Raw genomic sequence first — 13,972 nt, 5'->3', positions numbered from 1 at the left:
CCTCCTAGTTTCTGGCGAACAACAGGCTTGGCGCGATGGCTCCGGCCGGAAGCCTCCGGGAGCCCGCAACATCGGAAAGACGTCGGACTCGCACAAGCTCGTGTATGATTCCAATACTGCCCACGGCCATGACCGCCGCGGCGCCGCGAAACGCCTGGTCCTCGCCCATCATCAACATGATGGTCGCCGCCCAGACGCCTAGAAAATAGATGATGAACCACTTCTCGGACCGGCGTTCCACCGCCAGGTCCTGAACCCGTGGCGTCGGGCCGCGCCCCATCACGGGACCGTAGGTTTCGAGCCAGGTCAGAAAGGCGACAATCTTGTAGAGCTTCGCGAATATGAGACCAGACAGCCAGCCGAACACGGCCAAGAACGCGAACGCGCCGACATGAACGCCGACCTTTCCGGTGACGATGATGACGGTGCCGAGCGCCACCGTCGCCGCCAGATTGGCGAAAGACACGGTTGCCATCCGCATGTTCAGCTCGAGCTGGCGCCGTTTGCGGGAGCGATAGATCGTCGCGATGTCCCGTCCATAGAGCGCAAGCGAGATCACCCCAAGACCAGCAGCGAGGATGAGCACGGCTCCGAGCTCGGCTGCGAGGCCGATTGCGAACAATCCGCCCACGACTGCCACCGATAGCGCGAGCGCACCAAATTTCAGCGCGGATGTGCTCTGTCGATCGCCGAGGTCCGCCGAGAGCATGAACATGGCCAGCAGGCGATAGCTCACCCCCATGGCGGTCAGGGTCAGCCAGCCTCCCAGCCCGGCAATCGCATGGATCGGAATCGCCGCGGCCAGGAGCGCGGCGCCGAAGGTGCCCGCCGATCCGGCGAGAGCAAACGAGAACGCGGCGCCGAGCGCGACAGTCGCGCATAACGAGCCAAGTCCGGCGATGACAAATAGAGCAGACCCCTTCGGCTGGCTGAAGAGAGTCAGGCCCAGATCGAGCGCGACCATCGCCAGACCGGCGCCGAGCACCACGCTGCCGGCCGGCAGAAGCCAAGCGGCTGGAGCAATTCGTCCGGCCAGTGAGAGGAAACCCGATATCAGGCAGACCAGACCGACGTTGATGAGGAACAAGGCCGGCAAGGCCCATTTGTCGAAGGGGAGCGGCCTTGCGACGAGAACGGGAACGAACTGGAACAAGGCGCCGCATACCGAGAGACTGAGCCAACCGATGCAGACCGCATGCACAACGACAAGCGTATCGGGAGCGCCGAGGTCTGCAGCGGGGTAACCGAGTCCGCCGACCAGCATTGCCAAGGCAACGAGCAGCCACCCCAGCGCTGCCGCGAAATAGCTCATCGTCCAGCGCGAGATTTTCGCTCCAATCATGAGCGGCTCCAGTTCTTGATCGCGGACGCAGCACTCGCGACGACGCTGCGCCATTCGGCAATTGCCGTGGCGCCCGGAGGAACACAGTCCCCTCACGCCCGAAGGAAGCGCGAGCAATGAGCTTGCGCCATACAATCTCCCGACCATCGGAAAGATGCTAGTCGGGCCCGACCGGCCATTCTTTGTCGGAGCGCAACATTTCGCGTCATCAGCGTCGTGATGACGACTCCAGCACGACCGGCGGACTCCCTGTCGCGTCGAGGAACATCCATGTCAGCCGGCAGATATCTTCGGCGGCCCGGCTCGGCAGTTCTGTGTCCCCCGACCCGTCGATTGCTCGCAATCGCGATCAGCGCAGCTGGCTGGCTGAGTCTATAGTTCGATCCTGCCGAACACTTTCCAGCCACCGCTCCACGTCTCCGCGGGCTTCGAGCTCAATCCCCATATCTCCGGAGAAATCTCTCCAGGCATCGATATTGCTGCGCGGCACGCCGACAATCGTCGGTATCGCGAGGTCCAGCGCGCGGGCAATCAGATCAAGCGTTCCGCGTCCCCCGCACTCTGCCTTGCCAAATTTGTTCAACACCAGGATGTTTGGACGCGCATCCAGGCTGGCGAGGACTCGAACCGTCACCTCTGCCAGCGCCGATTCATCCAGCCGGCAACCTCTCGCTCCCGATCCACGATCCTCGAAGATCGGGGTTTGATTGGCCGTGTCGATCTCCTCGAGCAGGACGTCGCACCGGCGATTTTCGTCGAGGAACAGCCTTCGCTGCAGTGCGCCGGCGACCTTCAATCGCACTCGACGCGAGTGATCCACGAGGTGATCGAACGTCTCGTAGGGATATTTCCCGTCGTCGTAGACGAGCGCCACGAGCGGCGCGGCCTCAACACCGACCTTCTCTACCATCTCATCGTGCATGCGAATCCCAACATCAGCTTGATGCTTCGACATGTCCAACCCACTCCTCCAGCACAGATAGCCTGTGGCGGACCCGGCCTAGGAGTGATCGATTTCATCCCTCTGCAGCGACCATTTGATCATGGACGTCAGACAGACGATCGCGGGATCGGCGGCTCTGTCGATGGCGCTCATCAACCCGAGCCAATCCTCGTTCTCGGCGAGATTTGCAAAGCGCCGGACAGCAGCCGACGCATACTCACCGACATCCTCGCCGAGGCGATCCGCGACAGAGCTGACGCGCACCAGGAGCGTAAGGTCGCCACACCCCTGCAACACCGCACTCGACTTCGCGTCGTCGCTGAGATCGTGAATGAGATCCCCGAGCAGCATGATCGCCCCCTCTACTGCGGCGCCGGCAAAGTCACGCCAACGATCGCCGCGCGGCCTGCCAGATCGGCGACATATTTCGCGAGCGCCTGGTGCCGGACACGCTCGGTGAGATATTGCGAAATGCGCGCCCTCGCCATGTCGAACGGCAGGACTTGTCCGGGGGCCCGCCGGTCAAGGCGCACGACATGGATACCAAAGCGTGTCTCAATCAGACCGACCTCTCCAACCGACATCCGGGCCAGCGCGGCGTCGAACTCGGCGGTCGTCTGCCCACGCGACAGCTGCCCGAGCCTGCCACCATTCTCCGCCGAGACCCTGCAGTCGGAGCGATCGCGCGCGATGGTCTCGAACACCTCCGGGCTTCTCCGCACGGCCTCCATGATCGTCCGCCCCTCGTCTCGCGCAGCCGATCGAGCCAGCGAATCGCTGCTCGGCGCGATCAGCAGGATGTGCGACGCTTCGTAGAGCTCGCCGACAAGGAACCGTTGCCTGTTCTGATCGTAGAAGCGACGGCACGTCGATTCGTCCGGCTCGTGTATCAGAACCTCGCGCGCGATCAGCGCCCGCATCGCCGCTTCTTCCTCGGTTTCGCTGCGACCTTCGGCATCACGCAGAGGGGAGGCCGTTACGCCGAGCCTCCTGACCTCCTGTCTCAGCAATTCGCGCACCGCAAGCGCGCGCGCCGCCGCTTGCCAGGCGAGGATCGGCTTGTCCGACGGATGGTTCTGAACTTCCCGGGCAATGACGTCGCGTTCGATCACGACCCCGTTCACACTGACCATCTTCGGCTTTGGAAGCGCCGCGCCCAATGAACAGTCCATCGGTTACTCCGCAGGCTGAATCGGTTGCACAAGATGACGGCGTCCGTCGCGGCTGCGCACTACCTGATAGCCGCGGCGGCCGAGATACCACACCGGCGCACTCCAGATGTGGACCAGGCGGGTGAAGGGGAAGAGCAGGAAGATGGTCATTCCCAGGACCAGATGCGCCTTGAAGATCGGATGGACGTCGACAATGTTGGCGGCGATTCCAGGCTGCAACGTGAGAATGCCCTGCGCCCAGGCCATGAACTTGACCATCTCCTGACCATCGAGATGACCGAGCGACACGGGGATGGTCGCCAAGCCAAGCAGCAGCTGGACGAACAGCACCAGAAGGATACCCGTGTCAGCAAAAGACGACGTCGCGCGGATCCTGGGATCGAAGAGCCTGCGATGCGCGAGGAGCGAAATGCCGACCAGGCACATCAGCCCGGCGCCGCCACCGGCGACGATCGCGAGCATCTGCTTGAAGCCGTGCGACACGCCGAGCATGTCAAACACCCAGATCGGCGTCAGCAGCCCGACGAAATGCCCCGCAAAAATGAAAAGGATCCCGACATGGAAAAGGTTCGAGCCCCAGATCAGTTGGCGCCGCCGAAGCAGCTGACTCGAGCCCGAGCGCCACGTGTACTGCTCGCGGTCGAATCGAATCAGACTGCCGATCAGAAAGACGGTCAGGCAGAGATAGGGATACCAGCCGAAGACGATGGCATTGAGCGTTTGCATGACCAATCCCCTCATTGCAACTGTGACGGCGGCGCGTTGACCGCACGTTTGGCGTGGCGCAGTTTTGCGATCAGATTGTCGTGCCCACAGGCTGCCCGGTCGCCGCCTCCCGGGCCGAACCTGACCTCTTCGTCCTCCCAGGCCGCGTCGAGCGCGTGCAGGTCCATCGGATCCACGTCCGCCGCCTTCAGCAGCTCATCGACGATCTCCGCGCGGGGCTGGTCCGCGGCGATCTGGAGCAGCGCGTCGAACACCGCCCGATAGCTCGACTGCCGGCGCCCCAATCGTTCCGCGAGCGCGGCGATGATGTGGCTGGTCTGGCCGAGCAGCTCGCGCGCGTCCGCAAGCTCCCGGGTGGCGAGGAATTCGAGGAACAGCGGCAGATAATCCGGCAGCTCGTTGCCGGCGATGACGAGGTCGGCATTGTCATACATAGCGCGCAGGTCGACCATGGCCTGGCCGCGGTCGCGGCCTTCGCCATGGACGTGCTCGAACAGATGCAGCGCCAGGGTCTTGCTGTGGTCGAACAGCAGGCCGTAGCGCTCCTGCAGGTCGTAGACGTCGCCCGAGGCGATCTCCTGCAGCAGCACGTCGAGCTCCCGGCGAATGCCAGGCTGGACGAGGCCTTCCTGGTCGAGCACTCGCGCGAGCTCCGGGATGGCCGCGATCAATTCCCCGCTCGGATAGTTCAGCAACGCCGACAGCACCTTGAACGTCTTCATCAGGCGACCTCCATCGGATTCTTGGTCTTGCGCGGCGACCCGAACAGGTTGACTTCGCTCTCGCCCCCGGAGCAGCCGTTGCCGAACGAGAAGCCGCAGGAGCCGCGGATATCAAACGCGTCGGCACCGAGCTCGCGGTGCGCGGTCGGGATCACGAAGCGGTCCTCGTAGTTGGCGATCGCCATGATGTGGTACATGTCGTCGATCTGCGCGCCGCTCAGGCCGACGCGCCTTGCGATCGCCTCGTCGACCACGCCATCGATGGTCTTGGCCCGCATATAGGCGCGCATGGCCAGCATTCGCTCGAGCGCCAGCGTCACCGGCTTCTCGTCGCCCGCGGTCAGCAGATTGGCGAGGTACCGCATGGGAATGCGCAAGGACTTGACGTCGGGCATCTCGCCATCGTGCCCGATCTTGCCCGACGAAGCCGCCGACGTGATCGGCGACAGCGGCGGCACGTACCAGACCATCGGCAAGGTCCGGTATTCCGGGTGCAAGGGGAAGGCGACCTTCCATTCCATCGCCATCTTCCAGATCGGCGACCGGATCGCTGCCTCCAGCCAGGCATGCGGAATGCCCTGGCGCTCGGCCTCTGCAAGCACGTTGGGATCGTTCGGATCGAGAAAGACGTCGAGCTGGGCCTGGTAGAGATCGCCCTCGTCGGGCTTGGACGCGGCCTCGGCGATGCGGTCCGCGTCATACAGCACGACACCGAGATAGCGAATGCGCCCGACACAGGTCTCGGAGCACACGGTCGGCTGCCCCGCCTCGATCCGAGGATAGCAGAAGATGCACTTCTCCGATTTTCCCGAGGACCAGTTATAATAGATCTTCTTGTAGGGACAGCCGGAGACGCACATTCTCCAGCCGCGGCACTTGTCCTGATCGATCAGGACGATGCCGTCCTCCTCGCGCTTGTAGATCGCGCCGGACGGGCAGGATGCGACGCATGCCGGATTGAGGCAGTGCTCGCACAGCCGCGGCAGATACATCATGAAGGTGTTCTCGAACTGGCCGTAGATCTCCTTCTGCACGCCGTCGAAATTGATGTCCCGAGAGCGCTTGGCGAATTCGCCGCCCAGGATCTCTTCCCAGTTGGGTCCCCACTCGATCTTTTCCATCCGCTCTCCGGACACCAGCGAGCGCGGCCGCGCGGTCGGCATCGCCGATGCCTCGGGCGCACTCTGCAGGTGCTGATAGTCGAAGGTGAACGGCTCGTAGTAGTCATCGATCTCAGGAAGATCAGGGTTGGCGAAGATGTTCGCCAGAACCCGCCACTTGCCGCCGATCCGCGGCTGGATCGACCCGTCGCGATTGCGCGACCAGCCGCCCTTCCAGCGAGACTGGTTCTCCCAATCCTTGGGATAGCCGACGCCCGGTTTGGTCTCGACGTTGTTGAACCACGCGTATTCCATCCCCTCGCGGCTCGTCCAGACGTTCTTGCAGGTCACGCTGCAGGTGTGGCAGCCGATGCACTTGTCGAGATTGAGCACCATGGCGATTTGAGCACGGATCTTCATTCTGCAGCCTCCGAGGGGGTCGTGGCCGACCGGTCAGCAGTCGGCTGGTCCAGCCAATCAATCTTCGACATCTTCCGGACGATGACGAATTCGTCGCGGTTGGCGCCGACCGTGCCGTAGTAGTTGAAGCCATAGGCCTGCTGAGCGTAGCCCCCGATCATGTGCGTCGGCTTCGGAACGACACGCGTGACCGAATTGTGGATGCCGCCGCGCTGCCCGGTCTGCTCGGAGCCCGGCACGTTCACGATCTTCTCCTGCGCATGATACATCATGCACATGCCCTGCTTGACCCGCTGCGAGACCACTGCGCGCGCAACCAGCGCACCATTGGTGTTGTAGGCTTCGATCCAGTCATTGTCGGCGATGCCGGCAGCCTTTGCGTCGATCTCGCTGATCCACACGATGGGACCGCCGCGCGACAAGGTCAGCATCAGGAGGTTGTCGGTATAGGTGGAGTGGATGCCCCACTTCTGATGCGGCGTGATGAAGTTCAGGACGACGGACGCATTGCCGTTCGGCTTGCGATCGATCACCGGCTTGACGGTCTTGGTATCGATCGGCGGCCGGTAGACGCAGAAGCCCTCGCCGAAGGCCCTCATCCACAGGTGATCCTGATAGAGCTGCTGCCTGCCGGTCAGCGTCCGCCAGGGAATCAGCTCGTGGACATTGGTGTAGCCGGCGTTGTAGCAGACCTTCTCCGACTCGAGCCCCGACCAGATCGGCGACGAGATGATCTTGCGCGGCTGCGCAACGACGTCGCGGAACCGGATCTTCTCATCCTCCTTCGGAATGGCGAGATGAGCATGGTCGCGGCCGGTGAAATGCTCCAGCGACGACCACGCCTTGACCGCGACCTCGCCATTGGTTTCCGGCGCCAGGCTGAGGATCACCTCGCAAGCGTCGACCGCACTGTCGATGCGAGCCAGCCCCCGGGTCGGCCCGTCCTCGGCGACGACGCCGTTGAGGCGCTTCAGGAGCTCGACCTCATGGTCGGTGTTCCAGGCCATCCCCTTGCCGCCATTGCCGAGCTTGTTCATCAGCGGTCCAAGCGAGGTGAAGCGCTTGTAGAGATTCGGATAGTCACGTTCGACCACCGTGACCGCCGGCATGGTCTTGCCGGGGATCGGGTCGATCTCGCCCTGCTTCCAGTCCTTGACGTCGAACGCCTGCGCGATTTCGCCTGGACTGTCGTGCATGATCGGGGTCAGCACGACGTCCTTCTCGACTCCCAGCACTTCGGGCGCGACCCTGGAGAAGGCCTCGGCGATCCCCTTGTAGATGTCCCAATCGCTCCGCGACTCCCACACCGGATCGATCGCCGCCGAAAGCGGATGGATGAAGGGATGCATGTCCGACGTGTTGAGGTCGTTCTTCTCGTACCAGGTGGCGGTCGGCAGCACGACGTCCGAATACATGCACGTGGTCGACATCCGGAAGTCGAGCGTGACCAGCAGATCGAGCTTTCCTTCCGGGGCCTCCTCGTGCCAGGTGACCTCGACCGGCCTGTTATGGCCCTGGTCGCCGAGGTCCTTGCCGAGCACGCCATGCTTGGTGCCGAGCAGATGCTTGAGGAAGTATTCGTGGCCCTTGCCTGAGGCGCCGAGCAGGTTCGAACGCCAGACGAACAGGTTGCGGGGCCAGTTCTTCGGCTCATCGGGGTCCTCGCAGGAGAGCTTCAGCTCGCCCGACTTCAAGGCCGTCGCAACGTAGTCCTTCGGCTCCAGGCCGGCGGCGGCGGCGCGCTTCGATACCTCGATCGGATTGGCCTGCAGTTGCGGCGCCGACGGCAGCCATCCCATGCGCTCCGCGCGGACATTGTAGTCGATCAGCGCGCCATCCCAGGAGCCGGCCGGTGCGGTCGGTGAGAGAATCTCGCTGACATTGACCGTCTCGTAGCGCCATTGGTCGGTGTGGGCGTAGAACGCCGAAGTCGAATTCATCTGCCGCGGCGGGCGCCCCCAATCGAGCGCAAAGGCGAGCGGCGTCCAGCCCGACTGCGGCCGCAGCTTTTCCTGGCCCACATAATGCGACCAGCCACCGCCGGACTGGCCGACACAGCCGCACATCACCAGCATGTTGATGATGCCGCGATAGTTCATGTCCATGTGGTACCAGTGGTTCAGACCGGCGCCGACGATGACCATCGAACGCCCCCGGGTCTTCGACGCATTCGAGGCAAACTCGCGGGCCACCGCGATGATCTGGCCGCGCGGCACCCCGCAGATCGCCTCGGCCCATGCCGGGGTGTACGGCTCCAGATCATCGTAGCTCTTGCCGAGATGGTCGCCGCCGAAGCCGCGATCGACACCATAATTGGCGGCGAACAAGTCGAAGACCGTGGCCACGACCGCCTCACCATCGGCAAGACGAAGTCGCTTCACCGGCACGTTGCGGGTCAGCACGTCCGGATGATTGGTGCCGCTGAAGTGATCGTGCTGACGGTTGCCGAAATAGGGGAATCCCACCGGCGCGATCTCGTCCTCGATGCCGGCCAGAGACAGCCGCAGCCGGGTATCGTTGTTCGCCGAGCTCTTCTCCTCCAGGCTCCACTTGCCCTTTTCGCCCCAGCGGAAGCCGACCGATCCCTTGGGCACGACAATGGCCCCGCTGATCTCATCATAGGCAACGGTCTTCCATTCGGGATTGTTGGCCTCGTCGAGAGATGTGGCGAAATCCGAGGCGCGCACGAACCGCTCAGGAACGAGCCGTCCCTCGGATTTCACCAGCCGCACCAGAAATGGCATATCCGTATACTGGCGCGCATAGTCGTTGAAGTATGGCGTCTGCCGGTCGATGTGAAACTCCTTGAGGATCACGTGACCCATCGCCATCGCCAGCGCCGCGTCGGTGCCCTGCTTCGGCGACAGCCAGAGATCGGCGAATTTCGCAGCCTCGGAATAGTCCGGGCAGACAACGACGCTCTTGGCCCCCTTGTAGCGAACCTCCGTATAGAAATGCGCATCCGGCGTACGCGTCTGTGGCACGTTGGAGCCCCAGAGCATCAGGAATCCCGAATTGTACCAGTCCGCGCTTTCAGGCACGTCGGTCTGCTCGCCCCAGGTCTGCGGCGAGGCCGGCGGGAGGTCGCAATACCAGTCGTAGAACGACATGCAGACGCCGCCGAGCAGCGACAGATAGCGCGCGCCGGCCGCGTAGCTCACCATGGACATCGCCGGGATCGGCGAAAACCCGAACACACGGTCCGGACCATAGGCCCTGACCGTATAGGCATTGGCCGCCGCGATCAGCTCGTTGACCTCGGCCCAGCTCGCCCGCACGAAGCCGCCCAGTCCGCGCTTCTGCACGTAGTCCGAGCGCTTGTCCGGATTCTCGACGATCGACTTCCAGGCCGCGACCGGCGTCATCCGCGCCCGCGCCTCGCGCCACAGCCTGAGCAGCCGCGAGCGCACCAGCGGATATTTCACCCGGTTTCCGGAATAGAGGTACCAGCTGTAGCTCGCGCCGCGGGCGCAGCCGCGCGGCTCATGATTGGGAAGATCAGGGCGCGTCCGGGGGTAGTCGGTCTGCTGGGTCTCCCAGGTGACGATGCCGCCCTTGACGTAGACCTTCCACGAGCAGGAGCCGGTGCAGTTCACGCCATGCGTCGAGCGCACGATCTTGTCGTGCTGCCAGCGCTTGCGATAGCCCTCCTCCCAGGAACGGTCCTCGGTCGTCGTCACGCCGTGTCCGTCTGCGAACTCCTCCTTGGCCCGGGTGAAAAAGGTCAGCCTATCGAGAAAATGGCTCATCGTTTACGTCCTCATTCAGCGGGTTGGGCAGCGGTCGCGATCGCTCGGCGCCGTTCGACGTCGTGCAGGACGCCGCCCTTGCGGGTGTAGACGGCCCAGGTGATCAGCACGCAGGTGACGTAGAAGCCGAAGAAGCCCCAGAGGGCGGCCTGCACGCCGCCAGTGAGGTCAATCGAGGTGCCGTAGGATTTGGGAATGAAGAATGCGCCGAAAGCGGCAATCGCGGAGGTGAAGCCGGTGATGGCGGCGGATTCCTTCTCGGCCTGGCGCAGCCGCGTCTCCGCGTCTGCGGTCGGCATGAGCCGGGCCATTTCCTGGCGCATGATGTTGGGGATCATCTGGAAGGTCGATGCATTGCCGACACCGGTCGCGAAGAACAGCAGCAGGAACATCGCGAAGAAGCCCCAGAATGCACCGGGCTGATCCTTGATGCCGAGGAAGTAGAGCACCCCGAGCACACCGGCCATCATCAGCAGGAACACCCCGACGGTAACCCGCCCGCCGCCCCATTTGTCGGCCATCCAGCCCGTCGCGGACCGCGACAAGGCACCCACCAGCGGCCCGAGGAACGCGAACTGCAACGCGTCGACGGCCGGGAACTGGGTCTTTGCCAGCAGCGGGAAGCCCGCAGAATAGCCGATGAACGAGCCGAACGTGCCGGTGTAGAGCCAGCACATGATCCAGTTGTGCCGCCGCTGGAAGATGACGGCCTGATCGGCGAAGGACGCTTTCGCGGAGGCGATGTCGTTCATCCCGAACCAGGCGGCGAAAGCGCTGGCGACGATGAACGGTACCCAGACGAAGCCGGCATTCTGCAGCCAGATCGGCGTCGGCTGCGACCCACTCGTCATCGCCGGATCTCCGCCGAACCAGCCGAAGACTCCGACCGTGATCACGATCGGCACCACGAACTGGACGACGCTGACGCCGAGATTGCCGAGGCCGGCATTGAGCGCGAGCGCGTTGCCCTTCTCGGCGCGAGGAAAGAAGAAGGAGATGTTGGCCATCGACGAGGCGAAATTGCCGCCGCCGAAGCCGCACAACAGAGCCAGTATCAGGAACACCGGATAGGGCGTCGCCGGATTCTGCACCGCATAGCCGATTCCGATCGCGGGTATCAGCAGCGACCACGTGGCCAGCGTGGTCCACAGCCGGCCGCCGAAGATCGGCACCATGAAGGAATAGAAGATGCGCAGAACTGCACCGGAGATCCCAGGCAGCGACGCCAGCCAGAACAGTTCATCGGTCGTGAACTTGAAGCCGACCGAAGGCAGCTTCGCAACCACGACAGACCAGACCTGCCACACCGCGAAGGACAACAGCAGTGCCGGAATGGAGATCCAGAGGTTGCGTCGCGCGATGGCTCGGCCCTTCTCTCTCCAGAACGTGTCGTCCTCGGGCCGCCAATCGGTGAGGATCGCGCCGGACAGAGCTCCGATGTGCTCGGGCCGGTGAATTTCCTCCATTTCCGGCAGCTCCGGCAGCCTCTTCAGCGCTTCGCCGGCGACGCCGCGCTCCATCTGCCGGATCGAGAGATGCATCCAGACCAGCGCGACCGCGACCAGCAGGAACAGCAGCATGAAGCAGCTGGTTCGCAGACCGGTGAGATCCACCAGCGCGCCGAACGCAATCGGAAGCACAAATCCCCCGAGCCCGCCGATCATGCCGACCAGGCCGCCGACGGCTCCGACATTGTTCGGATAGTAGACGGGGATGTGCTTGTAGACGGCGGCCTTGCCGAGCGCCATGAAGAAGCCGAGCACGAAGACGATGACGACGAACGGGACGAGCCCCATCTCCAGATGGAAGCCGACCTTTCCGTTGACGGTCGTCACAACGTAGTCCGTCGGCGGGTAGGACAACAGGAAGGTCGCGACGACGGCGACCAGAAATGTCCAGTACATCACGCGACGGGCGCCGAACCGATCGGACAAGTGTCCGCCATAGGCGCGAAACACGCTGGCCGGAAACGAGAACATGGCGGCCATCATGCCGGCCGACTGGATTCCGACGCCGTAGACCTTGATCAGGTATTGCGGCAGCCACAGCGACAACGCGACGAAGGCGCCGAAGACGAAGAAGTAGTACAGCGCGAAGCGCCAGACCTGGATGTTCTTGAGCGGCGCGAGCTCGAGCCAGGCGCTGCCGGCGTTCTGGTTGCGCTGTCTTCGCGAGCGGACCACCGGGTCCTCCTCGGAGAACAGCCAGAAGACGATTCCCATGACGCCGATCGCGAGCGCCCAGACCTGGGCCACGGTCTGCCAGCCATAGGCGACCAGCACGAACGGCGCCACGAACTTCGTGACGGCGGCGCCCACATTGCCGGCGCCGAAGATTCCGAGCGCAGTGCCCTGCTTGGCCGTCGGATAGAACCGCGACACGTAGGCGACACCGACCGCGAACGAGCCACCGGCGATTCCTACGAAGAGCGCGGCGACGAGAAATTGCGGATAGGTATGCGCCCAGGTCAGAAGATAGGTCGCGACCGCGGCAGCGAGCATCACGACGGTATAGACGCGGCGTCCGCCATACTGATCGGTCCAGATGCCGAGCATCAGCCGGATCAGCGAGCCGCTCAGGATCGGGGTGCCGATCAGGAGGCCGAACTCGGTTTCGTTCAGATCGAGCTCTTGCTTGATCCGGATGCCGATGATCGAGAAGATCGTCCACACCGCGAAGCAGATCGTGAACGAGATTGTTGAGAGCCAGAGTGCTCGCGTTCGGTGCTCAGGGCTAGAATCTACGGCGTCCATGGTGGCCTCGACGTATGAATTCGACGCCACAGCAGTTATTCGGGGCACCCGGGAAAGGTTTTGCGATGCATCAACCGGACGGCCCGGTCGGCCACAATCTGCCAAATGCTCCAGATCGGATTATCAGACCGCACGTATGCAATTGACTTTTGTCACAGTTCGGGGCGATAGCAGGTGAGTGACCGCTGGAGCTTCGCTTGCGCCCCGACGAACTCGCCCAGTTGAAGACGCTGCCGCTGTTCGCGGACCTCAGCGACGAGAATCTGAATCGGCTGCTCGGCGCGGCTCTGCTGCAGCAATTTCCGGCCGGAGTGCGGTTGGCTCGCGAGGGAGATCAGGCCGACTTCCTGCATGTGCTGATTGGCGGGTTGGTGGAAATCTACACCGAGCAGGACGAGGCCGAGTGGGGCATCTCGCTGCTTCGTCCCGTGACGACCTTCATACTTGCTGCAGTCGTGGTCGATCAGGCGTATCTCAATTCAGCCCGCACGCTGACGGAGTCGCGGGTGCTGCTGATCCCGGCCCGCGATGTAAGGGCACTCTTCGACGAAGACATCGCATTCGCACGGATTGTCGCTCAGGAGTTGGCGTATGCCTATCGCGCTTCTGTCAAGAAGCTGAAGGGCACCCTGGCCCGGTCGAGCATCGAGCGCCTCGCCAACTGGATCCTTGCCGAAGCCCAGCGCGAACCGGCGCAGGCGAATATCGTCATTCCATTCGACCGCGGCACGCTGGCCTCCCACATCGGCACGACGCGCGAAAACCTGTCACGCAGTCTTGCCCAACTTACGAGCCATGGGGTTCGCATCCGCGGACGAGAGATCGTCATCGACCGCAAGGAGAAGTTGGAGCTGTTTGCCCGGCCAAAGCCGCTGATCGACGATCCCGGCTCGTAGGCTCCTCTTGCGATCGGTCCTGCCCCTCTGTTGGGAACGGTCAATCAGCAGAGTCCGGAATCGGAGCCGTCGATATGGTTCTTCTCCGCCGCCACACCCACTCCGCGTGGCAGTCGCTGAGACGGCCCGAAACCGATCGGCCGCTGCGT

The 13,972-nt window shown here is 63.3% G+C and carries 10 protein-coding genes; 1 reads left to right on the top strand and 9 read right to left on the bottom strand.

Going from position 1 to position 13,972, the window contains the following annotated elements; all coding sequences use genetic code 11:
* Positions 1–4: 4 nt before the first annotated feature.
* The 9 genes from ACQR1F_RS20755 to ACQR1F_RS20715 all read right to left on the bottom strand — a co-directional run bounded on the left by ACQR1F_RS20755 (position 5) and on the right by ACQR1F_RS20715 (position 12,927).
* Entirely contained in the window at positions 5–1,342 is a 1,338-nt protein-coding gene (locus ACQR1F_RS20755) for a hypothetical protein (RefSeq protein WP_315803385.1), read from the bottom strand.
* Positions 1,343–1,691: 349 nt separating this feature from the next.
* On the bottom strand, positions 1,692–2,297 hold the full coding sequence (locus ACQR1F_RS20750; RefSeq protein ID WP_315803384.1) for a DUF2478 domain-containing protein: 606 nt from the start codon (positions 2,295–2,297) through the stop codon (positions 1,692–1,694).
* A gap of 45 nt (positions 2,298–2,342) precedes the next feature.
* Positions 2,343–2,636 (bottom strand): hypothetical protein, encoded by a 294-nt coding sequence (locus ACQR1F_RS20745; RefSeq protein WP_315803383.1) that lies wholly within the window; start codon positions 2,634–2,636, stop codon positions 2,343–2,345.
* Positions 2,637–2,647: 11 nt separating this feature from the next.
* The gene (locus ACQR1F_RS20740) at positions 2,648–3,457 is read right to left on the bottom strand and encodes a peptidylprolyl isomerase (RefSeq protein ID WP_434913743.1); all 810 of its coding nucleotides are present in this window, start codon (positions 3,455–3,457) and stop codon (positions 2,648–2,650) included.
* Between the two features lie 3 nt (positions 3,458–3,460).
* Entirely contained in the window at positions 3,461–4,183 is a 723-nt protein-coding gene (narI, locus tag ACQR1F_RS20735; RefSeq protein WP_434913742.1) for a respiratory nitrate reductase subunit gamma, read from the bottom strand.
* Between the two features lie 11 nt (positions 4,184–4,194).
* Complete coding sequence (gene narJ, locus ACQR1F_RS20730) at positions 4,195–4,908, bottom strand: nitrate reductase molybdenum cofactor assembly chaperone (RefSeq protein WP_315803499.1); 714 nt, start codon at positions 4,906–4,908, stop codon at positions 4,195–4,197.
* Entirely contained in the window at positions 4,905–6,425 is a 1,521-nt protein-coding gene (narH, locus tag ACQR1F_RS20725) for a nitrate reductase subunit beta (RefSeq protein WP_316182412.1), read from the bottom strand. The genes narJ and narH overlap by 4 nt, the downstream gene beginning before the upstream one ends.
* Positions 6,422–10,174, bottom strand: a complete 3,753-nt coding sequence (locus tag ACQR1F_RS20720; RefSeq protein ID WP_434913741.1) for a nitrate reductase subunit alpha — start codon at positions 10,172–10,174, stop codon at positions 6,422–6,424. Before ACQR1F_RS20720 ends, narH begins: the two co-directional genes overlap by 4 nt.
* Before the next feature lie 11 nt (positions 10,175–10,185).
* Complete coding sequence (locus ACQR1F_RS20715) at positions 10,186–12,927, bottom strand: nitrate/nitrite transporter (protein WP_434913740.1); 2,742 nt, start codon at positions 12,925–12,927, stop codon at positions 10,186–10,188.
* Between the two features lie 197 nt (positions 12,928–13,124).
* On the opposite strand from ACQR1F_RS20715, the gene ACQR1F_RS20710 reads away from it, so the two are divergent.
* Positions 13,125–13,823 (top strand): helix-turn-helix domain-containing protein, encoded by a 699-nt coding sequence (locus ACQR1F_RS20710; protein ID WP_434913739.1) that lies wholly within the window; start codon positions 13,125–13,127, stop codon positions 13,821–13,823.
* Positions 13,824–13,972 lie beyond the last annotated feature (149 nt).

The organism is Bradyrhizobium sp. HKCCYLS3013, from assembly GCF_051167615.1.
GTDB lineage: Bacteria > Pseudomonadota > Alphaproteobacteria > Rhizobiales > Xanthobacteraceae > Bradyrhizobium.
This window is presented reverse-complemented; position numbering and strand designations above follow the sequence as displayed.